Origin of the sequence: Absicoccus porci, assembly GCF_003725415.1 — a bacterium.
Classification (GTDB): Bacteria; Bacillota_I; Bacilli_A; order Erysipelotrichales; family Erysipelotrichaceae; genus Absicoccus; species Absicoccus porci.
Genome location: NZ_RJQC01000002.1, coordinates 485,325 through 508,873, shown reverse-complemented (window position 1 = coordinate 508,873; position 23,549 = coordinate 485,325). Strand labels below are relative to the sequence as shown.

The window sequence follows — 23,549 nt, the reverse complement described above, 5'->3', positions numbered from 1 at the left end:
TCCTTATTTATGTGTAAAGAATCGTACACCATTCGCAAAGATGTTTTGTTCTTTATTTCCATCAATATTTTGGAATAAACCAGATTCATAACGTTCACTATGACCCATCTTACCAAAAATATGACCATCTTCGGATACGATTCCTTCAATAGCTAATGTAGAGCCATTGATATTATCCACACCATTCATGGTTGGATGACCAAATTCATTAACATATTGTGTCGCAACTTGTCCATTTGCCAATAATTTTTCAATCACTGCATCACTGGCTACAAATTTACCTTCACCATGACTCATGGCGATTGAATACATACTACCTGGTGTACATCCTTGTAACCAAGGGGATTTATTCGATGTGACACGCGTACGAGCAATATGACTCACATGGCGATTGATATTGTTGCGGAACAATGTTGGATTTTGTGCATCCAATTTCTTCACATCACCATATGGTAATAGACCCGATTTGATTAAAGCTTGGAATCCGTTACAAATACCAAGGATCAATCCTTCGTTTGCACGCATCTTTTCCACGGCTGCATTGATTTTTGGATTCTTTAATACCGTTGCGATGAATTTACCCGATCCATCTGGTTCATCACCACTTGAGAAACCACCTACCAACATTAAAATTTGTGCAGTTTCAATTTCTTTAGCCAATTTATCAATGCTTTCTTGAATATCAGCAACACTCATATTATTAAATACGACTTGGGTAACGGTTGCACCCGCACGTTCAAATTGTTGCGTTGTATCGTATTCACAGTTCTGTCCTGGGAAAATAGGAATCACTACTTTTGGTGTTTCTACAACTTTCTTGGATAGTGGTAATTCTACATTCGTCAATGGCGTTTGTAGGGCTTTTCCATTGCGATCTGTCGTGGCCGGATAAATCTTGTCATATCGTTTTTGCCAAATTGCGATCGCATCACTGATCTTGGTTTTTTCCTCATTTAAGATAATCTCTGGTTCAACCTTGGTCATACCTAATAAGGTGAAATGTGGATCTTGGATCGATTCCGTCGTTTCCACGACAATGGAACCGATGTTAAAACCATATAGATCTTCATCCGTTTGAACGGCCACACCAATCTTATTTCCAAAACTCATACGGGCAAGTGTAGCGCCTAAGCCGCCGAATTTGACGGTAGCTGCACTTACGATCTTGCCATTATGCATGTATTTATGGATCGTATTGAAATTATCTTTTAATTCTTCATAATTTGGTACATTATTTTTGCCTGGATGATGTTTGATCAAATAGACATAGTTGCTGGCTTTCTTAAAAGCAGCACTCACAATTTCATCGGTCTTCGCTGTAGTGACCGCAAACGTAATAACGGTTGGTGGCACATGAATATCATTGTATGTTCCGGACATGGAGTCTTTACCACCAATGGCTGGTGTTTCAAAAGCCAATTGTGCATCAATCAATCCCAATAAAGCTTGAAATGGATTGCCCCATTTCTTATCATCTTTACTTAGATGTTCGAAATATTCTTGGTTGCTTAAACGCGCTGTCGAATAATCAGCACCCAGAGCCGTCAATCGAGCTAATGCTTCTACCACACTATATTGTGCACCTAGATAAGGCGAATACTTACTTAGATCTGGATCGTATCCATACGTCATCAATGAACATGTATTGGTAAAGCCATGAACTGGTAATTTTTGTACCGATCCTTCTTCTTGCGTCAATTGATATTTTCCACCCCAAGGCATCAATACCGTACTTTTACCAATGGATGCATCAAACATTTCGCTCAAGCCAATTTGTGAAGCCACATTTGGACTTTGGAGAACATCCGATAACGTTGTATTGGACGGAGCAAATGGATCTACATCGTATTCACTATTGGTTACTTCGACATTTTGATGTTGACGAACACCGTTGGTATTTAAGAAGTCACGTGACATATCTACGATGACTTTATCTCGCCAATGCATCACAAGACGATTATTATCGGTCACATCAGCTACCTTGACAGCACCTAAGTTTTCTTCATGGGCTAATTGTACAAAGTGATCAAAATCTTTGGCTTCAATACAAACCGCCATTCGTTCTTGTGATTCCGAAATAGCCAGTTCAGTACCATCCAAACCTAAGTATTTAACGGGAACTGCATCTAAGTTGATATCCAGTCCATCGGCCAATTCACCAACGGCAACGGATACACCACCAGCACCAAAATCGTTACAGATCTTGATCAAGCGAGTACATTCAGGATTTCGGAATAATCGTTGTAGCTTTCGTTCAATCAAAGCGTTTCCTTTTTGTACTTCACTGGCACATTTATCCAAAGAAGTATCGTTATGTTCTTTACTGGAACCGGTTGCTCCACCAATACCATCACGACCTGTGGCACCACCTAATAAGACAATGATATCGCCTGGTTCAGCATGTTCACGAATGACATGGTCTTTTGGTGCCGCACCAACAACGGCTCCTACTTCCATACGTTTAGCGACATAGCCTTCATCATAGATTTCTTCTACATAAGTGGTAGCTAAACCGATTTGGTTACCATAGCTTGAATAACCATGTGCCGCTTCGGTTGAAATCTTTGACTGTGGCAATTTATGTTCCATGGTTTCACTGATTGGTTTGGTGATATCGCCAGCACCGGTAATACGCATGGCTTGATAGATATAGCTTCGTCCACTTAGTGGATCACGAATGGCTCCACCAATACAAGTGGCCGCTCCACCAAATGGTTCAATTTCGGTTGGATGGTTATGTGTTTCGTTTTTAAACATCAATAACCAATCTTCATCTTTACCATCCACATCGACTTTGATTTCAATCGAACAAGCATTGATTTCATCACTAACTTCTAGATTTTCCAATTTACCTTGTTTACGCAAGTATTTACCACCAATGGTTGCCATATCCATTAGGGTTTGTTCTTTGTGCGTACGATTGAGCTCTTCTCGTAATTTTAAGTATTGTTCATAACTAGCTTGTAGTTGATCAGCAAAGGTATCTAGTTTAAAATCGACATTTTCTAATACGGTTTCAAATGTTGTATGTCGACAATGATCCGACCAATAGGTATCTAATACGCGAATTTCCGTCATGGTTGGTTCCCGTTTTTCGGTATTCTTAAAATAATCTTGTACAAATTCAATATCTTCTTGTGACATGGCTAAACCAAGTTCTTCTCGATAATCCGATAAAGCTTTTGTATCCATTTCATTAAAGCCTGTCAATACGGGAACATCTTTTACCGTAATATCTTGATCATCTTCCAATACAGCTAGATCTTTCTTTCGGGCTTCGACAGGGTTGATCAAATAGTGTTCAATGGCGGCTAATTGATTATCTTCTACATTTTCAAATACCAGTAACGTTCCTGAATGAATACGAACGGTTTGTTTATTGTTTAGAAGCATCAAACATTGCATGGCACTATCAGCTCGTTGATCATATTGTCCTGGTAAATATTCATAGGCCAAATAGGTCTTTCCTTCTAAATCAACGGTATCATAGACCGAATCGGTAACGACTTCACTACATACGTCATTTTTTAATAATTCAATATCTTGTGTATCGGCATTGAATACATCATAGATATTGTAGCGAGATAGCGAAAAATCATCGGCTAAACCCAATGAATCTCTTAATTCATTGGTCAATGATTTTCCTTCTGTACGAAATTGTTCTTTCTTTTGAACAAAGAATCTTGTATCCATATAGTCTCCTATTCTACGACTGAATCGGCCAAAACTTTTTCGGCTTGCGCTTTTTTGAAATCAATGATTTTTTGTTGGACAGCAGCATCACCGATACCAATCATTTGGCAAGCTAAGATAGCCGCATTTTTTGGTCCAGCTTTACCAATCGCAACGGTTGCAACGGGTACACCACTTGGCATTTGTACGGTTGATAATAACGAGTCCATACCACCTAAAGCAGAAGTTTGGATGGGAATACCAATAACTGGCAATGGTGTTGAACTTGCGATTACACCAGCTAGATGAGCAGCACCTCCAGCTGCGGCAATAATGACACCAAATCCATTTTCTTTGGCTTCACTCGATACTTTTAATACAGCTTCCGGTGTACGATGGGCACTTAATACTCGAACTTGGTATTCCATTCCAAATTCATCCAATTGTTTCATACATCCTTCCATAGCTGGTAAATCCGAACGGGATCCCATCACGATCAAAACTTTCTTCGACATAGTTAGTTATTTCCTCCTTTTTCATACAAAAAAAAGCGCACCTAAAAATGGCGCACGATGACAACATTATCATACATTTTTGTGAATCTACTTAAGACCATAAGTTAGACCTCCAAAATTCTATGCACCATTATTTTACATGAAATTCATAGGAACGTCTATGACTTATTTTCATCAAAAAAAGCAGAAATTCTCATTTCCGCTTTAAAGCTTCTTGATACAGCACATTTTTTGATGCCCCTGTTTCTTTGGCTACTTGTTTACATGCTTCTTTTAATTTCATCGTTTGTGATAAATCGATGACACGATCTACCGCTTTATCTAAGTCAAAGGAATCTTCTTCTTGATAGCCATCCATCACAATGACCATTTCACCTTTTAATTCCTCACACACATCTAAGATTTCAGAAATTGTACCTCGTAAATATTCTTCATGGACTTTGGTCAATTCTCTGGCCAGTACCATTTTGCGATCACCCAAGACTGTAAGCATATCCGTTAATGTAGTTTGTATGCGATGGGGTGCTTCATAAAAAAGAATCGTATAAGGAAAAGCTTTTAACGTTTCTAATTCTTGGACGCGTTTATTATGTTTATTGTCTAAAAAGCCATAAAACATATAATGATAACATGGTAGTCCACTCGCAACCAAAGCGTCCAATGCCGCATTAGGGCCTGAAATCGATACAACGGGTATTTCTTTTTGAATCAGTGTTTCCACCAAATGTTGACCTGGATCAGAAACCAATGGATAACCTGCATCGGATACGACCGCAATCGATTTTCCCGATTCAATCGCTTCTAATACCTGTGGAATGGCTACTTTTTGATTGTGTTCATGACAAGCTAAAAGTGATTTATGGATCCCATAGTGGGTTAATAATTTACGGGTGTTTCGGGTATCTTCAGCTGCCACCAAATCCACTTGATTCAGGATATCCAAAGCTCGCGGTGTCAGTTCGGTTAGATTTCCAATGGGTGTAGGTACTAAGTATACGGTTGGTCTTTGAGAAACAAAGCTTTTTTGTCTAATCATTGTTAAAATCCTTGTCTGGCCATAATTCTTTGAATGTCACAAAGCGAACTTCTTCACGATTTTCTAGTTTTGCGGTTTTTTGAATCACATTCATACTTGTGATTTTATATGTATTGCCTTCAAATTGGATCTTTGAATTGATTTTTGGCAAACCTTGTCGCATAGCGGTATATTCGTCATTTTCAAAACGTAAACAACACATCAATTTGCCGCATTGACCACTTAATTTAGAAATATTCAAAGCCAATAATTGATTTTTTGCCATATTAATGGATACCGTTTGAAAATCATTCAAGAAACGAGAACAACAAGTTTCCATTCCACAATTTCCTAATCCACCAATCATCTTGGCTTTATTACGAGGGCCAACTTGGCGCAATTCAATTCGACAATGAAGTTGACTGGCTAAATCTTTCAATAATTGACGGAAGTCAACTCTCTGATCCGCAACATAGGTAAAAATAACTTTGGCACGATCCAGCGTATATTCTCCATTGATCAAATGCATATCTAAGCCAAGGCTTTCAATGCATTTACGACAAATTTTAATGGCTTTTTCTGCAGCTTCTTCATTTTCTACTTTTTGGATTTCATCGTATTTTGTCGCCAAACGTAATACTGGTTTGATGTCACCTTTGGTTTTTTTCGGATCAAAAGGGACACTTGGCGCACAAACAGTTCCTAACTCTTTACCACGAACGGTTTCCACAACGACTTTTTGGCCTTTATGATAATCGGTTCGTGCACCAAAACTATATTGTTTGGCCGAATGATCAAACTGAATATATATTAAAAACTTGTAGTGAGGATCGCTCCTTCTTTCTTTATCTTCTTTCATTTTGTACAACCTTTCGTATTTGAGCATACACGCGATCTAAAAATAATCCTAAATCAACGGGCATGCGTAATGTATCTATGGCTTCCACAAGAATCAGTTCCAGATCCACGCGTGTAGCTAAAGAAAGTTCCGTATCTTGTTTGATCAAAAACAATAACCATTGGATCCAAACACGGATCCATGTTTTATCACACAATGGACTTTTAGGAACAAATATTTGTGTCTGCATATCGACAATCGATTGCCAGCTTTGCCAATGTTTTCGATAGTTTTTTGCAGCTTGTTCAATCACTTCAAATTGTGGATCCGCAGCAATTTCTACAGCTTCTTCATATGTATATCGACTATGCGCTAACATATTGGCTTTTTCATCGGACATCTCATCTTTTAAAGATACATACAAATCATGGACCGATGGAGGACGAAAAACAATCGATTGACAACGAGATTGAATCGTTGGTAAAACATTATTTACTTCGTCTGCTACTAGAATACCATAAATTCCAGGTTGTGGTTCTTCGAGAAACTTCAATAAGCTATTCGAAGCTTCGGGTGTAGCTTGATCATAGTCTTCCAATATAAATACACGGGTATTATCTTTTTCTGCACTTGTTGCTTCAAAAAAAGATTGAAGTTCCACAATATCTGATTTTTTGATTCGACTGGAAACTATCGTTTTGGATTGATTGGAAAAAGGATCTTTTATCACTTTTTTATAATGGATGCCATGTTTCCAAAAAAAATCAATGGATTCTTCGTTGGCAATACGTTGGCAACTGTCACAAGTTTGACAAGCAAACCCATCTTCATCCCGATGGCTACAAGCAATACTTTGGGCCAATAGTAAAGCAACTTCTTTTTTTGGAGAGCCTTTGGGTCCTGAAAAGAGATATGCATGGGCTAAGCGATTTTTTTTTAGGGCATTGGATAATGTACGATAGACAATCGGTTGCGTATTCTTGAATTGTTCTTTATTCATAGGCATGCACAACCTCTAAGACAGAAGCCATTGTCTGATGGATGACAGTATCCAGTTCTGGTTCCGCATCGATCACAACAATACGATCTTTCTGTTGTTCACAAAGGATTTCATAGCCTTTTCGTACAGCTTGATGAAAATCATTTGCTTCTAAATCTAAACGGTTCTTTTCACCACGGATATCCATGCGTTTTTGTCCTGTTTCGATGGAAACCGATAAGAAAATCGTACGATCGGGCATGTGTCCATCAATCGCAAATTGATTGATGGACCAAATTGATGACATTCCAATTTTTCGGGCATAGCCCTGATAGGCTAGACTGGAATCGATAAAACGATCACATAAAACAATTTGTTTCTTTTCTAAAGCTGGTAATATTTTTTCAACAAGATGTTGTCGACGACTGGCTGCATATAATAACGCTTCGGTTAGTGGATCCATCGATTGATTATGGGTATTTAATAAGATATCACGAATCTTTTCTGCAATTTGCGAACCGCCTGGTTCGCGTGTATAAATAACATCATATCCTTGTTCGAGTAATTTTTTATAGATAGCTTTACAAACGGTTGTCTTTCCTGCACCGTCATTGCCTTCAAATGTGATAAATACGCCTTTTTTCATATGGCCCATTATAACAGAAAAGACCAAGGATGGGTGAAATTCCTTGGCCTTTTTAATACTCGTCCACAGAAGATTAAGGATAGATGATTCGGTGCAATCATCTAGTGAGAGGAAATTTTATGGACTATTCTGTGACTTTAACTATTAAAGATTTAACGCCGCTTTAATGGCTGTTACATCTTCATCGGTTCCATCATTCTCTACTTTATAAAGAACAGGAACATCGTACATTTCGGCAATTTTGTCGCCGGCTTGGCAATAGGCATCGCCATAATCTTTGGATCCAGAGACAACAACACCAGTCAAATGATTGGAATTGGCCATCAAGAAGGAATCCACTTCCATTGGGATATCGCCATAGCCATCTGTATATGTAAATAATACATAATCGTCATCGCAAGTTTCAGATCCAGTATCAATGCGTTGGGCATCCAATCCTAACTTTTGAATCAAACTCTCTACATTACCTGTACGAGATGCATAAATATACTTCATCGGGCAACCTCCTTGTTAGTCATTACTAACTGTCTATAAGTTATCATAGACTAACTAAGATGTCAACCTTCATTTTTAAATTCTTCCCTCAAATTCAGTCATGAATTGGCCAATGATTTTTTCAACTGTTTTTCCTGTGACTCATTATGATCATAGATACGTATTCATCATAAATATTGCCATACCGGCACAAATCTTGCTGTCTATTTTTCAGATAATACTACTTTGTATTCGTCATCTTCATTGTCATGATTGAAAATAAGTTGGGAAAATATTCCACACGTATCCTATCACACAATCGCAAATATCGTCTTTATCAAGATTTGAAATAGATTCATTTCTATAACATGATCCACATCTCATACCATTGGGTTTTGAATGGATAGACTGCATCGATTTCTTTTTTCATCTATTGCGACAATATTTCCATCATGCGTTCCAATGCGATTTGTTGATATTGATAGGCAGGGAGATTCTTATGGCATTGGGTAAGATGCAACATCATCAAAAACCATTCTTCGCTCGTTCATATGATTTTGTATTATTTTTCATTTTATTTATGAGGATACGATGACAAGTCCGTAACATCCTAGTGCTAAATATGTTAAAAAAACGATGGCTGCACTTTGCCCTGGATAATAAGACAATTCGGAAAAGACAAAGGGAATCGCTGCCCAATCGGCCATCATATGAATGAAAGATACATAGCCAAGTGATTGTGTTTTGACATAAATTGATCCAAAATAGATGCCTAATCCGATGCTCCATAAAGTTCGCATGATTACCACGATGGTGGCTTGTCCCATCATACCGGGTATGTGAAGAAGGCCATAAATCAAGGCGGTCATTCCTATCGCAAATACATCATTGTTTATGATTTTTTGAATGGATTGAAGTATTAGACCACGACAAAAAAATTCTTCAATCAAGCCGACACAGACATAATAAAAAATTCCTTCAAAAAATATTTTCATGCCAGATGGATGTCCTTCCAATGGACGAAGTCCCCAATAGATAGAAAGAAAGGGAATCAAAAATAAAAATACGATAGATAGACCATAATAGGCATGGTGTGTATGTGAATATAATTGGTAATGTGGACAAAGAACATGTGTCAAACATAAACCAATGAACCACACAACAAGGGCTTGTAGACAGAGTCCTATCGTATCGGCATGCAAATCCAAGAATGGAATATTTATATATTTAAAGGGAATACCACTTATATAAAAAAAGGCCATGCATCCAGCAATACATAGCGCATAAATTATTTCTTTTCTTTCTGTATCCATTGTTCAACCTCTTTTTGATCCATCAATAGTGCATCTTTGGGCAATCGATGCGAAATCGATGTCAATCCAGCTTGATGACTCTTTAAACCTGTAGAAGAAGCACAGGCATAGCCAGCTACAGCTACATCATAACCCATTTCAAATAATTGACAGGCACCGAATAAAACACAACAATCTGTTTCCATACCACAAACTAAGACACGTTCCATGTTTTTCCATTCCAAAAATTGAGATAATTCTTTCGTTATCGGAAAATAGGAGGAATGATAAAATTCTTGATCGGCAATTCTTTGAATTTCGGTATCAATCAAATAAGAAGATTCTTTCGATAAACCATGCCAATGCATTTTTTCTTGCCAGACACTTTGGGGTGGATTGATAAATCCACAAGCATACACTTGATCAAACCATTTTGTTTGGGCAAGGTCAACAGCGGCTTGAATGGTTTGATTGGCTTGAATATCATCGTATAATCGATCTAATTCTCGATTTCCTCTTTGTTGGTCAATAATTAATAAACATGTTTTCATGTCCTAACTATATCATAGATTTGTTCTAAGACTTAAAAAGGAATATACTTTTTATCGATGGAGGTACAATATGAATGAGTCACTAATTAAAGAATTATTAGATAAAAATATCCGTGTTGTTGCAGTCACAAAAAAACATACAAAAGAAGAAGTGGATCAATTATATGCCTTGGGTCTTTCTACTTTCGGAGAAAATCGGGTACAAGAATTTTTAACCAAATATGATCCAAAATATCATTGGCATATCATTGGTCATCTACAAACAAATAAGGTGAAATATGTGGTTGGTAAAGTCGATATGATCGAAAGTGTTGATTCTTTGAAATTAGCCAAAGAAATCAATAAACAAGCTACAAAATTAGGTATTGTACAAGATATTCTTGTTGAATTAAAAGTTACAAAAACGGATGAAAATAAAACCGGATATCCGATTGAAGGTGCTATGGATTTCTTAAAAGAGTTGGAACAATTTGATCACATTTGTGTAAAGGGTTTAATGTGCATTGCTACGCATACCGATGATGAAAGTGTCAATGCCAAAGAATTTGATGAAATGAAAGCTCTTTATGATCAAGCAAAAGAAAAATATCCACAAATGGATACATTATCTATGGGTATGTCCCATGATTGGCGTTTGGCACTTGCTCATGGTTCAAATCAAGTACGAATTGGCACTGCCTTGTTCCAATCTTGATGCTTTTTTGATATGATTGTCCTATGTCGAATACTCCGAATAAAAAAGTAAAAAGAGTTACGCATAAACCAACATCGCGTCAGCAACAAATCCGTTATGCGAAACGTAAAAAGTCCTTACGAAGACGTCGAATTCGCAATCGATTGATTGTTCTCGGTGGATTTGTACTGATTCTTTGGGCAATTATTTCGTTAGTTGTTCATTTACTTGCTCCGGCACCAATGCCGACAACGAAAAAAACAACGACCACAACGGATAAAAGCAAATATCCAGCAGTAACTGTTTGTGTAGATCCAGGTCATGGTGGCTATGATGGTGGAAATATCATGGCAGATGGAACGAGTGAGAAAGATGTCACGTTGAAATATGCGAAAGCTTTTGGAAAATACTTAAAAGAAATGAATCCAAATATCAAGATTGTATATACAAGAACAAGTGATACTGTTTCATGGCCAGAAGATGAAGTCGAAGATCTAAAAGAACGAGTCAAAATTGCTGATGATGCCAATGCAGATTATTTTATTTCCTTTCATGTGAATTCCAATGAAGATGATAGTTCATTAAATTCATATGATTTCTATGTTCGTGGAAATGATGATGCAAGTATTGCAATTGCGAAAAAAATACATCAAAACTTAAAAAAAGCGGGTTGGAATTATGATTATTTAATTCAAGATGTAGCTACCTATCCATTATATGTAATTACAGAACAGAAAAAACGTCCGTCCATGCTTTATGAAGTTGGATATGGTTCAAATCTTGCACAGGCAAAAGCTTTACAAAAAAAGAAGAACATCAATAAAATAGCCAAAGCAGCGGCTAAAGCATATCATGATTATATTTTAAAAAATAACTCGTAAAAGCATATACTTGCTTTTACGAGTTTTCATTTGTCTCGTTACTATTTTTTCGTTTTGGTAAAGATATACGCACTTCTTCAATTCGATTTTTTTCTAATTTGATTACTTGGATACGTATACCATTATCCAATGTAATATAATCATTGACTTTTGGTAATCGACCCAATGTATCAATGACCAATCCTCCGATAGAATCATAATTTTCACTATCTAATTCAATATGAAGAGCATCATTCAAATCATGTAGGCTTATATATCCTTTCACATCATAAACTCGTGCAGCGACTTGACGAATATTGGCTTGTTCATGCATATCATATTCATCTTGCACTTCACCAACAATTTCTTCAATAATATCTTCCAAAGTAATGATTCCGGCTAATTCGCCATATTCATCTAATACAATGGCCAAATTAATCGTGGATTGTCGCATTTCTAGCAATAAATCCGAAACCAGTTTATTTTCATAGGTAAAAAAAGCTTTTCGTAATATGATTTCAATATGAAAGTTTTTTGGGTCTTCAATCATCAATAAATCCTTCATATTGACCAAACCAATCACATTGTCAATAGAATCTTCATAGATAGGAATACGTGTAAACATTTCTTCACGAAATAAGGATAGCAAATCTTTGTAGGAACTATGTATATCAGCCATTACGACATGAACACGTGGAACCATAACATCTTTGGCTTTTACATCACTAAAATCAAATACATTATTGATCAATTCTTTTTCATCCGTTTCAATTACGCCTTCTTCATGACTGACATCCACAATGGTCCGCAATTCTTTTTCTGTCATCATTGGTGCATTTTCATCGGTATCGACATGCATGGCTCTTAATAAAACACCACAAATACCATTGATAAAAAGAATGACAGGTGTGAAAACAATCATCAATATGCGAATGATGTCGGCATACATCAATGCGAGATCATCAGCCCGTTGAGTAGCTAATGTCTTTGGGGTAATTTCTCCAAAAATCAAGATCAATAACGTAATCAAAAATGTGGCAACACCAACAGCTGCACCACCAAAAGCGTACGCAATCGTAGTCGCAATACTGGCTGCAAACGTATTGATTAGATTATTGCCAATCAAGATAGCACTCAACATCTTGGTTTGATTTTCTAAAATTTTTAATACCATTTTCGCATTATGATTGCCTTGATCAGCAAGTGTACGCATATGAATTTGACTGCAAGAAACAAAAGCTGTTTCAGCCGATGAGAAAAATGCCGACAACAACAATAACACGATCAATATTAGAACTTGGCTCGTTAGTTCTGTATCCATTTGACGCCTCCTACTCTATATTGGGTAGATATAAATGTAATGCTTGTTCGACAACTTCAATGGTTGGATTTCTTAATTCTCGAACTTCGCCATCTAAATTTCCATATATACTTTGGTTTTCTGTATTCATGCCAATGGTTTTGGCTTGATACAACGATACATATTCTGGATATTCGATATGTTTTCCTTGTTCATACGTTTTCGCCATGTCTATGATCATCTTTTTCGGAACGGGTTTGATCAAACATACATCAATCCATCCATCATTCAATAATGCATCCGGGCATGGTTGATATCCACCACCATAAAAACGACCATTACAAAATACCACAAACATATATTCTTGAAGGGATAATCTTTGATCATCGATCTGCAAGCGATATTCTTGTACGGAATTATGAAGCAATGTAGCTAACATCCCCATATAATAAGGAACAATGCCTTTCAATGGTAATTTGGTTTTCATATGATTGGCATATTTTGCGACTTGTACATCAAAACCAAAAGAAATGGTATTGATGGCATATTCTCCATTCACTTTTAATAGATCAATATCCATTGGGATGGGATCTTTATAATTCTCTAAATGAAGAAAATCGTCAATAGATAATGCATCAAAACTCTTAATAAAATCATTGCCTGTGCCAATCGGTATGATCGATACATATACATTGGGTGTATTGGCTACACCATTGATGACTTCATGAAGGGTTCCATCGCCACCACAAACATAAATATGGATAGGTTCCTTTTGTGCTTGAAAAGCATACTTTCTAGCAATAAAGGTAGCGAATCCTGGCCGAATGGTTTTTTCAATAATAATGCGTTGACCCGCAAAATGCATTTTGATTTCTTTCATCAGCCGATATTGTTTTTTTCTATCTGTTCGAGGATTAATAATAAATACTGTTTTCATAGATTATTTTCCTTCCTGTAACCATGCTTCTACATGTGGAATGATTTTTGGGTCATCTGGTTGAAACCAATGCACATCCATTTGATGTTTAAACCATGTATATTGTCGTTTCGCATATCGACGTGAATCCGTTTTGATTTTTTCTTTCACTTGATCTAATGTCATTTCCTTTTGAAAATAGGCACGAAATTCTTTATAACCGATGCCTTGAAAACTCGTATATTCCCATGTTTTTGGATCTGAAAATAAAGTTGTTACTTCTTTAACCAGGCCAGCATCAAACATTTGATCAACGCGTTGATCGATTCGTTGATGAAGTTGTTCTCGGTCCATATCCAATCCTAAAAAATAGACATCATATAATGGTACATGTTCTTGTTTGGCTTCACGGCTGGATTTGGTTTCGCCACTGTGACAAATTTGTAGTGCACGAATCAATCGCTTACGATTATGCGGATGAATCTTTTCTAATGATTTTGGATCAACTTGTTTTAATTGTTGGACCAGTTCTTCATTCGTTAAAGTGTGTAAATACTTGGTATAGACGGGATCGTCTTGTTCTTCTTCAAACACATAATCGTATAAAGCTGCTTTTAAGTAGAGGCCTGTACCACCACAAATAATGGGTAAACAATGTGCTTGCTTAATATTCGCAATGGCTTGGCGACATTTATCCTGAAAGATCTTTACGTTATATGGTTGATCATAGGATTGCGCATCGACTAAATAATGTGGAATGCCTTGTTGTTCTTTGGGTGTTACTTTTGCGGTCCCAATATCCATTTTCTGATAAACCTGCATACTATCGGCTGAAATCACTTGTCCATGCCATCGTTTGGCACATTGAATCGATAGTTTGGTTTTTCCAATACCGGTAGGTCCTACGATTGCTAAAACTTTATCCACGTTCAAACTCCTTACGTAATTCATCATCACTCATGGTTATAACGGTTGGTCGTCCATGTGGACAATGATATGGTTGTTTACATTTTTTTAGATCATCGATGACTTGTTGCATTTCTGCTCTTGATAATGGTCGATTAAAACGAATGGAACTGTGACAAGCCATGGTTGCTAAAACTTTATGTCGTAATGCCAACATATCTACATCTTGATTTTTTATAAAATAATCCAATAAATCATTGAGAAAGGCTTCTTGATCTACGTCATGAAACCATAGTGGAATTTCACGAATAATAACTTGATCATCCCCAAATGCTTCGAAGTGTAGACCAAAAAAGTCGGTTTTTTCATTGATCGCATCAACTTGTGAAATCACATCTGGCGTCACATTTACACGAAGTGGTACCATCAATGGTTGTTTTTGTGTACATCGTTCTTTTAATGTTTCTTTGATTTGTTCATAATGATATCGTTCTTGGGCTGCATGTTGATCGATTATCACAAGTCCTTCCGGATTGGAACATAAAATATAGGAATCATGTAGTTGTGCCAATATTTGAAGATGTTCAAAGAAGCCATATCCATGATCACTATCGGTTGGTTCTTCTTCTACTTGTAAGATTGGTTCTTCTTTTGGTGGTTCATAATCGGTAAAACTATTCACGATCGTATCTTCTTTGATTCGATTTTCATGAATGGGTTCCATCTTTTCTTCTTTGACCGGATAAGGAAATTGAATAGCTGGTTGTTCATACACCGGTGTTTTTTTGATTTTTTTCACTTCTACGGTTTGTAGGGATTCCCGCAATATTTTTGTCAATGTTTCTTTGATACAAGTCAATAATTCCCCTTGTTTGGATAATCGCACTTCCCATTTATTCGGATGGACATTCACATCGACCAATTGTGTATCCGATTCAATTTGTAAGACAACAATTGGATATCGATTTTTTGGTAAAAAATCTTCATAGGCATCCAAAATGGCTTTTTGGATGGCGTTGGAACGAATCAATCGTGAATTTAATGATAGAAACATAAAATACTTGGTTGCCCGCGTAATTTTTGGTTGTATGGCATAGCCATGAATATGAAAATCATCGGAATGTGCATCAAATGGTATGGCGTTTTTAGCTACTTCACGACCATACATTTGATAAAGAATTTGTTTTAGGTTTCCATCACCCGTAGTTTGAAATACGACATGATCATCATGTGACAAGGTAAAGCGAATATCTGGATGACTCAATGCCAATCGGTTGATCAAATTCGCAATGATCGAAAATTCATAATTTACACTTTTCAAATGTTTAAAACGAGCGGGTGTTTTTATGAACAAACCAGATACATCTATTTTACAGCCTTTGGGACAATCTATTTTTTCGTCTTCTATTTTCTTTCCATAATCGTATATGATATGCGTACCTTCTTGGCCATTACTTGTTTGTAGATCTACATGAGCAACAGAAGCTATACTAGGAATAGCTTCACCACGAAAGCCCATCGTACCTATATTAAATAGATCATCTTCACTTTGGATTTTTGAAGTTGCATGTCGATAAAAGGCTAAATTCGCATCTTCATGGTCCATTCCATCGCCATCATCGGTAATAATGATGCGTTCAATACCTCCTTGATAAACTTGCACATCAATCACATGCGCATGAGCATCCATAGAATTTTCCACACATTCTTTCACGATATTAGCTGGTCGATCGACCACTTCACCGGCTGCAATCATATTTGTTAAGTGTTCACTTAAAACATGTATCTTAGACACAGAATCCTCCTCTACTCAATTGTTTTAGCAATTTTCTTTAATTCATATAAACAATCTAAAGCTTCTCTTGGACTCATGGAATCGATATCTAATTCTTGTAGATGAGAAACTAATTCATTCTTTTCTGGTTGTACTTCATCCATCACAAATAAATTTGGTTGATAGCCACCAGATTCATTTTTACCTTCGTATTCTTTTAATAATTGATTGGCACGATCCAATACAATTTTAGGAAGGTGAGCCAAACGAGCAACATTGATTCCATAACTTTTATCCGCTTTGCCAGCGATTACTCGATATCGAAATTCAATATTTTGTTTATTTTCTTTTACATCCACATGGACATTTTTGATAGAACTATGATCTTGCTCCAACTCGGTCAATTCATGATAGTGCGTTGAAAATAAAGTTTTAGCTTGAATTGCTGAATCAATGTATTCCAACATAGCTTGTGCAAGGGCCATACCATCATAGGTAGCTGTTCCTCGACCAATTTCATCAAATAAAATCAAAGAATGTTTGGTTGCATATTGTAAGGCGACATTGGCTTCCATCATTTCTGTCATAAAGGTAGACTTTCCACTTAATATATCATCACTGGCACCAATTCGCGTAAAGATTCGATCAAATATAGGCAGTTCGGCTTCTTTTGCAGGAATAAAACTTCCCATTTGTGCCATGATCACCAATAATGCATTTTGTCGCATATAGGTGGATTTACCACCCATATTCGGACCCGTGATAATTTCGATATTGGTATTTTCATCCATATCCCAACTATTTGAAACATATTTCTGCTTTTTCATATGATTTTCCAATATAGGATGTTTGCCTTCCACAATATGAACGGAAGGTTCAGGATGAAAAGTAGGGCATATATATCCTTGGGAACTCGCTAGATCGGATAGTGCGACTAGAACATCGATGGTTGCCAACGCTTTGGCACAAGCATGTAAGTCAAACAAATATCCTTTGATAAAGTTCAATAGTTCTTTAAATAATTCTTGTTCGAGTTTCACTTTATTTTCTTGGGCATGCAGAATTTGTTCTTCTTTTTCTTTTAATTCTTGGGTAATGAACCGCGTAGCATTCGTTAAGGTTTGTTTGGGATGATAGCCATATTCATCTTTAATGGCATCTAAATTGCCATTTCTTACTTCGATATAATAACCAAAGACTCGATTATAACCCACTTTTAAAGATTTGATACCAGTTCGTTCTCGTTCTTTTGCTTCAATATCTAAAATATAATCTTTTCCTTTTTGAGCAATTTCACGAACTTTATCCAACTCTGCATTATAACCATCTGTAAAAATACCGCCATCTTTCATGGAAATGGGTGGATTTTCAACAATGGCACCATCTAATTTTTCAAATAGAGATTGACAAGTAGGCACGGTTTTAAATTCGGGATAGGATGTAATATTTTGTGCCATTTCCAAAATGGGCTGTGCATGTTCAAGTGATACTGTTAGTTGTTGTACATCTCTTGCAGAAGCATTGCCATAGGCCATGCGACTGGCCAATCGTTCCATATCGTAGATATATACCAGTTGTTCTTTTAAGTCATCACGCAACATCATATGACTATTCAATATCTTTATAGCTTGTTGGCGCTTAGCAATTTGATTGGCTTCAATCAATGGCATTTCAATCCAATTTCGCAATAAGCGAGATCCCATCGCACTTTGACAACGATCCATGAATGACCATAAACTCAATCCTTTAGATCCATGTACTAGATCCAAATGATTTTTGGTTTGATAGTCCATGACCAATACTTTTTGTGCATCCATGGATTCCATGGGCATAAAATGTTCAATGTGTTGTTTCTGAGTATCTTTTAAATAAGCCATCAGTTGGGCTAAATTATCTTGTAAGGAAGTAGAAGCATCATTTGGTAATAAGCGTTGATCTTCTTCTTGTAATTTGGATTTCTTTTGTCGTGAAACAATAAAAGATTCAATTTCATCTAAGGCATTTAACCAACGTTTGTCCATACGCATTTCAACAACCACTTCACTGACATTTTGTTCCATGAGGGCTTGTTCTAAAGCAACCAAAGAACGACTAATGGTTTGGTATTTTAATTCGCCTGTAGATAATTCACAATAAATAATAGAAACATTCCAACTGGAAAGAACAACGGAGGCTAGATAATTACTGGCTTTGGCATCCAATGCTTCATCCATATACGTACCTGGTGTAATGGTACGAATAATTCCTCTTTTTACGATTCCTTTTGCTTGTGCAGGATCTTCCAATTGTTCACAAATAGAAACTTTATAGCCTTTTTTGATCAAACGTTGAATATAAGAACTGGCTGCATGATGTGGAATTCCACACATAGGAACTTTTTCTTCTTTTCCTGCATTTTTTCCAGTTAATACTAAATCTAATTCTCTACTGGCAATTTTGGCATCTTCGAAGAACATTTCATAGAAATCACCAATACGATAAAATAAGATCGTATCGGGATTTGCTTCTTTCACTTCGAGATATTGCTCAATCATTGGTGTATATTTATTTTCTTTCATATTTCCCATTATATCAAAATTTTTAATATATACATTTATGACGTGTTGGAAAGTGATGGATAAACGCTTGGTGATCACACTGCCATTTTATTGAATTATATCAAACGCTATTTTATAATGATACTTACAATGATTGAGGAGATACGTAAATGAAACAAACTTTTGTTTTTCGAAATAAGACTTATCAAATCGATTTTGGCTTCATTGCGATTTTATGTGTTCTATGGGCCACAAGTTGTTTTGCCTTATATAATGCCTTCAATTTGATTAGTGATGGCAGCGGTATGGGCTACTTAATTCGACAGATTTTCTGGTATGTGATTGGATTCGCTACTATATTCATTTTAACCAACTTCCAAAATGCGGTAATTTTTAAATACATTCATAAAGCCTATCGTTATTTAATGTATGCATTGATTTATTTATTCTTTTCACGAATTACAGCTACTGTACTTGGATTTACATTGCCATTGACACCAGCTATCAATGGTGCGATTTCTTGGTTTCAAATTCCATTGATTGGTTCTTTCCAGCCCAGTGAATTTATGAAGATCGTATTAATTGTCATGGTTTGTGAAATCATTGATCAACATCAAAAGAAATATCCACATCCTACGGTAAAAGAAGATTGGTACTTGATTCGAGACATTTTGAAAATTATATTACCACCGCTTATCTTAATTTTTATTCAACCGGATACCGGTGTATTCATCATCATTGCTTTTACGATATTTGTGATTATTGCTTGTTCTGGCATTCGAAGAGGATATGTAATTGGTATTATCGGATTAATCATAGCAGTTGTGGCTATATTCTTCTTCCTATATTTTTATCATCAAAATGTGTTAGATGCAGTGTTTGACTCTTATCGTCTACAACGTATTGAATCTTGGTTAAATCCGGAAAGTTATATTCAAGGAAGTTCCAACCAGTTATATACAGCTTTGTTGTCATTGGGTAGTGCCGGTTTAACTGGTTATGGTTTACAGGCCAATATCATTTCTATTCCAGAAGCACATACAGACTTCATTTTTGCAGCGATTGGTCAATGTTTTGGTTTATTAGGTACCACCTTCATTTTGATCATCTGTGCTACATTGGATTTATATTTATGTAAGATTGCTTATAACACCAATAATCGAAGAGATCGTCTGATCGTAGTGGGTGTCATTGCGATGTTGGTATATCAACAATTTCAAAATATTGGTATGATTGTTGGTTTGTTACCTATTACTGGAATTACCTTGCCTTTGATTTCTTATGGTGGAAGTAGTATCTTATCGTATTTTATTTCCTTTGCGATCATCATGAATATTTCACCAGCAACTAAAAAGACGATTCATTTATGGAATCGTCACAAAAAAGTCGTTTAATATAAATTCTTTAATCGACGAAGATATGAATAAGTGCGATATCTAGCGAATCGTACTTTTTTTTCGGATGTTCTTACATAGAGTTCATTCGTATCATGGATATCATATGTCAGATGATCATAACATCCTTTCGCATATGTGAAATCTCCTTTGATTCGAATTTTTCGATCTTGTCGCATGATATATGGATTTCGTAATGAATGATGATTGTTATGAGCTATTGGCATGATTTCACATAACTGCATAACTTGTATTCCAGAATCAACCACAGCACCGGCTAAAGCTCGATTGACAGCTGTTGAACCAAATTGCGTACTGATACATAGACCCGAACCAGTGGTATTTTCAAAAAATTCATTATCTATATATACATCTAAACTGAGGGTTTTCCCAATGGTTTCAATACGAACTTCATTAAATGCATAAAACTTTTCCTCTTTTTCAGGAAGATCAATTTCCAACATAGGAAACGCTTCTATCTTTGGTTTTCGTGTAAATAAATCATTTAGAAATAAATTGATTTCACTTTGTGTATAATCCGTAAAGAAACCTAATGTACCTGTATGGACACCAACAAATGAAATTTGATCCAATTGATTGATATACGCATGAATGCTACGTAACATGGTACCATCTCCACCTACACTAATGATCAAATCTGGATTTTGCATAGAAAATTCCCATTCATGTTCGATACATGCATCTTTTATTCGTTTTGAAACTTCTTTAGAATTTACATCCCCTCGGTCTATAATTCCAAATCGCATCCAATCACTCCTTATTTGTATTATAATAGTATCATATGCAAGTGAGGTATGATTATGCAAGAACCGATTGAAAGAGAATTGAAAATCTTAGTTTCTCAAGATATATATGAAAAGATAATCCATTCATATGATTTCACAAAACCATGGAAACAAACGAATACGTATTTTGATACGCCAGATCATTCCATTAAAAATCAAAAAGGGGCTGTTCGTATACGCACGATTGGAGATCGACATATTTTCACATTAAAGATACGAAAAGATGCAATTACGCATATTGAATTAGAAAAAGATATTGATCGATCCAATATGCAATCTATAACAGATCCAGAAATTCTAAATTGGTTCAAAGAATATCAAATTAATAAAGAGCAATTATCACCAATTACTACTTTTTCTACTGTTCGTCAAACCTATGATTTTGAACACGGCCAATTATGTGCCGACAAAACTATATATTCAAATCATATCGATTATGAATTGGAATATGAATACTTTGATCAGCATGATGGGATTTCTTTCTTTAATCAGATTCTTGAACCATTTCATATAACGTATATAAAAAACTGCCCAAGCAAAATAGCTCGAGCATTCTAAATCTTATGAAATAAACGATAAAATAAACCTTTTGAATTATATTCCTCTTGTTTTTTTTGGGCCTCTTCTAATTGCTGTTTCACTTCATCCAAATTTGAAGTGGCCTCTTTTAATTTCTGATTTTCAGATTCCAATTCCTGTTTATTGACTAATAGAGATTGATTATTTTTTTCTAATTCTTCTTTATTTTCTTTAAGTTCCTGATTATTCTTTTCTAATTCAGCCTTGGTTTCTACTAAAGAATCATGTTTTTCATGGATAGATACAACTTCTTCCTTTAATTTCTGAATTTCATCATCCTTTTCCTGTGATTCTTCCGTTAATTGTTTGATCTTTTCATCTTTTGTTTTATTTTCTAATAAAAATGTTTGGCGACTACGTTCCAATTCAGCAGCTAATCGCTGTTTATATAATTCTTCAATCTGCTTTTCAGATTTTTCTTTTTCTTCAATAATAGCTTTTAATTTTTCATTTTCATATCGAAGTTCTACTTCAACAGTAGAAATTTCATTCTTTTTCTTACGAAAATAATGTGATAATTTTTCTACACCTTCGGCTTTAATTGTGATCCGCCGCGTTTGTGGATTTTTGTATTTATAACCGGCGTCTGGATAATCTTTAACTAATTTTGCGACGGCTTTATCAACCGTATTCCGTGATTTAGAAAAATGCTGACAGATTTCGGCTATTTCCATATCATAATAGACATCAACTGGACTATCCTTTGTTTCTGCCATACGTCATACCTCCCTACACGATACATTAATCCCAATTTTTTTATCATATGACGTTCCATATGATTTATCAGACTTGAAATTATTATTATTTCTTAAAATCATATGACTTCATCTGAATTTAGTTCATGATATATTTTACATAAAATTGATTTTTTTGCAAGATACTTATTTCATATTCTTTTTATGTGATTTTCCGATATTCTATATTTCTTCCATTTTCTATTCATATTCTATTCATATGATGGTTAATTTATCGATTTTATTCAATATATGAAATCATATGATTAAAATATTACCAATTTTTATTCATATATTAATCATATGATTGTTCCTATTTCATATTTTTCTTGTTTTCTTTGGTAATATTAAAATATCTGAATTTCATATTAATAGAATATCTAAAAATATGAAATTCAGATTCCTTTTACATATAACAAATTGATTTCTATAATTTTATTCCAATTTTATTCCTATATATTTTGTTTTCATATATTATTCCTATGAATCGTCCTATTTTCGATTTTCAAAGGCTTTTAGCAATGTGAGACTATCTGCATAATCCAAATGTGATCCCATAGGAATACCATATGCTAATCTTGTTACTTTTACATGATCTTTAAATATTTTCTCTAAATATAATGCTGTCGTTTCTCCATCTACTGTAGGATCGGTAGCCAATATGATTTCTTCAATATTTTCAGATTCTATTCTGTTTTTTAAACTCTCTATATTTAATTGATCGGGTAATATACCTTTTTGAATATTTATTGTTCCATTTAATACATGATATACGCCATTATATTCCTGCATTGATTCAAAGGATTGTATATCTTTCGGACTTTGTACAACACAAATCATATGATGATTCCTATTTACATCAGAACATATATCACATATTTCTCCATCCGACAAATTACCACATATTTTACATCGATGTATGTCTTCTTTCATATGACTAATCGCATTTATGAATATTTCTCTTTCTTCTGCATTCCAATCTAATACTGTATATGCATATCGTTGGGCTGTTTTTTCACCAACTCCTGGTAATAGTTGAAAGGCATGAATTAAATCTTCAAAGCGTTTCGGATACATCCTTTTCCTCC

The 23,549-nt window shown here is 35.4% G+C and carries 21 protein-coding genes; 4 read left to right on the top strand and 17 right to left on the bottom strand.

All coding sequences use genetic code 11. The features are described from left to right. Positions 1-3: 3 nt before the first annotated feature. From EDX97_RS07285 to EDX97_RS07245, 9 genes are all read right to left on the bottom strand, one after another. Positions 4-3,693: a phosphoribosylformylglycinamidine synthase gene (locus tag EDX97_RS07285; protein WP_128520495.1), complete on the bottom strand. Its 3,690-nt coding sequence runs from the start codon at positions 3,691-3,693 to the stop codon at positions 4-6. Positions 3,694-3,701: 8 nt separating this feature from the next. Then, the gene (purE, locus tag EDX97_RS07280) at positions 3,702-4,187 is read right to left on the bottom strand and encodes a 5-(carboxyamino)imidazole ribonucleotide mutase (RefSeq protein ID WP_128520494.1); all 486 of its coding nucleotides are present in this window, start codon (positions 4,185-4,187) and stop codon (positions 3,702-3,704) included. 193 nt (positions 4,188-4,380) lie between these two features. Continuing rightward, positions 4,381-5,223 carry a 16S rRNA (cytidine(1402)-2'-O)-methyltransferase gene (rsmI, locus tag EDX97_RS07275; RefSeq protein ID WP_128520493.1) on the bottom strand — a complete coding sequence of 281 codons (843 nt, stop codon included), beginning with the start codon at positions 5,221-5,223 and terminating at the stop codon, positions 4,381-4,383. Next, complete coding sequence (ricT, locus tag EDX97_RS07270) at positions 5,216-6,061, bottom strand: regulatory iron-sulfur-containing complex subunit RicT (RefSeq protein WP_245978025.1); 846 nt, start codon at positions 6,059-6,061, stop codon at positions 5,216-5,218. Before ricT ends, rsmI begins: the two co-directional genes overlap by 8 nt. Further along, positions 6,048-7,040, bottom strand: a complete 993-nt coding sequence (locus tag EDX97_RS07265) for a DNA polymerase III subunit (protein ID WP_183164305.1) — start codon at positions 7,038-7,040, stop codon at positions 6,048-6,050. The genes ricT and EDX97_RS07265 overlap by 14 nt, the downstream gene beginning before the upstream one ends. Further along, entirely contained in the window at positions 7,033-7,665 is a 633-nt protein-coding gene (gene tmk / locus EDX97_RS07260; RefSeq protein ID WP_128520490.1) for a dTMP kinase, read from the bottom strand. The genes EDX97_RS07265 and tmk overlap by 8 nt, the downstream gene beginning before the upstream one ends. A gap of 144 nt (positions 7,666-7,809) precedes the next feature. Continuing rightward, positions 7,810-8,160, bottom strand: a complete 351-nt coding sequence (gene nrdI / locus EDX97_RS07255) for a class Ib ribonucleoside-diphosphate reductase assembly flavoprotein NrdI (RefSeq protein ID WP_128520489.1) — start codon at positions 8,158-8,160, stop codon at positions 7,810-7,812. A 557-nt stretch (positions 8,161-8,717) separates the two neighbouring features. Beyond that, a complete protein-coding gene (locus tag EDX97_RS07250) occupies positions 8,718-9,452 on the bottom strand; it encodes a CPBP family intramembrane glutamic endopeptidase (RefSeq protein ID WP_128520488.1) in 735 nt (244 codons plus the stop codon). Then, complete coding sequence (locus tag EDX97_RS07245) at positions 9,428-9,982, bottom strand: isochorismatase family protein (RefSeq protein WP_128520487.1); 555 nt, start codon at positions 9,980-9,982, stop codon at positions 9,428-9,430. The genes EDX97_RS07250 and EDX97_RS07245 overlap by 25 nt, the downstream gene beginning before the upstream one ends. A gap of 70 nt (positions 9,983-10,052) precedes the next feature. Here EDX97_RS07245 and EDX97_RS07240 point away from each other — a divergent pair, with 70 nt between their 5' ends. Together EDX97_RS07240 and EDX97_RS07235 are read left to right on the top strand one after the other, a co-directional pair. Next, entirely contained in the window at positions 10,053-10,676 is a 624-nt protein-coding gene (locus EDX97_RS07240; RefSeq protein WP_128520486.1) for a YggS family pyridoxal phosphate-dependent enzyme, read from the top strand. A 23-nt stretch (positions 10,677-10,699) separates the two neighbouring features. After that, positions 10,700-11,536: an N-acetylmuramoyl-L-alanine amidase gene (locus EDX97_RS07235; RefSeq protein WP_128520485.1), complete on the top strand. Its 837-nt coding sequence runs from the start codon at positions 10,700-10,702 to the stop codon at positions 11,534-11,536. Between the two features lie 16 nt (positions 11,537-11,552). On the opposite strand, the gene EDX97_RS07230 is transcribed toward EDX97_RS07235, so the two are convergent. The 5 genes from EDX97_RS07230 to mutS are packed head-to-tail and all read right to left on the bottom strand — an operon-like array spanning position 11,553 to position 18,969. Then, positions 11,553-12,836 (bottom strand): HlyC/CorC family transporter, encoded by a 1,284-nt coding sequence (locus tag EDX97_RS07230; RefSeq protein WP_128520484.1) that lies wholly within the window; start codon positions 12,834-12,836, stop codon positions 11,553-11,555. A gap of 10 nt (positions 12,837-12,846) precedes the next feature. Further along, complete coding sequence (locus EDX97_RS07225; RefSeq protein WP_128520483.1) at positions 12,847-13,752, bottom strand: diacylglycerol/lipid kinase family protein; 906 nt, start codon at positions 13,750-13,752, stop codon at positions 12,847-12,849. Between the two features lie 3 nt (positions 13,753-13,755). After that, a complete protein-coding gene (miaA, locus tag EDX97_RS07220; protein WP_128520482.1) occupies positions 13,756-14,658 on the bottom strand; it encodes a tRNA (adenosine(37)-N6)-dimethylallyltransferase MiaA in 903 nt (300 codons plus the stop codon). Then, positions 14,651-16,432, bottom strand: coding sequence for a DNA mismatch repair endonuclease MutL (gene mutL / locus EDX97_RS07215; RefSeq protein WP_128520481.1), 1,782 nt, complete (start codon positions 16,430-16,432; stop codon positions 14,651-14,653). The genes miaA and mutL overlap by 8 nt, the downstream gene beginning before the upstream one ends. Before the next feature lie 11 nt (positions 16,433-16,443). After that, complete coding sequence (mutS, locus tag EDX97_RS07210) at positions 16,444-18,969, bottom strand: DNA mismatch repair protein MutS (RefSeq protein WP_128520480.1); 2,526 nt, start codon at positions 18,967-18,969, stop codon at positions 16,444-16,446. Between the two features lie 149 nt (positions 18,970-19,118). On the opposite strand from mutS, the gene EDX97_RS07205 reads away from it, so the two are divergent. Continuing rightward, a complete protein-coding gene (locus EDX97_RS07205; RefSeq protein WP_128520479.1) occupies positions 19,119-20,342 on the top strand; it encodes an FtsW/RodA/SpoVE family cell cycle protein in 1,224 nt (407 codons plus the stop codon). Here EDX97_RS07205 and EDX97_RS07200 read toward each other — a convergent pair. After that, on the bottom strand, positions 20,339-21,109 hold the full coding sequence (locus EDX97_RS07200; RefSeq protein WP_128520478.1) for an NAD(+)/NADH kinase: 771 nt from the start codon (positions 21,107-21,109) through the stop codon (positions 20,339-20,341). The genes EDX97_RS07205 and EDX97_RS07200 overlap by 4 nt on opposite strands. 54 nt (positions 21,110-21,163) lie before the next feature. Here EDX97_RS07200 and EDX97_RS07195 point away from each other — a divergent pair, with 54 nt between their 5' ends. After that, positions 21,164-21,706 (top strand): CYTH domain-containing protein, encoded by a 543-nt coding sequence (locus tag EDX97_RS07195; protein WP_128520649.1) that lies wholly within the window; start codon positions 21,164-21,166, stop codon positions 21,704-21,706. Here the strand turns inward: EDX97_RS07195 and EDX97_RS07190 are convergent. Continuing rightward, on the bottom strand, positions 21,703-22,443 hold the full coding sequence (locus tag EDX97_RS07190; RefSeq protein WP_128520477.1) for an AAA family ATPase: 741 nt from the start codon (positions 22,441-22,443) through the stop codon (positions 21,703-21,705). The two genes, EDX97_RS07195 and EDX97_RS07190, sit on opposite strands and share 4 nt — an antisense overlap. A gap of 510 nt (positions 22,444-22,953) precedes the next feature. Next, positions 22,954-23,538 (bottom strand): recombination mediator RecR, encoded by a 585-nt coding sequence (recR, locus tag EDX97_RS07185; protein WP_128520476.1) that lies wholly within the window; start codon positions 23,536-23,538, stop codon positions 22,954-22,956. Positions 23,539-23,549 lie beyond the last annotated feature (11 nt).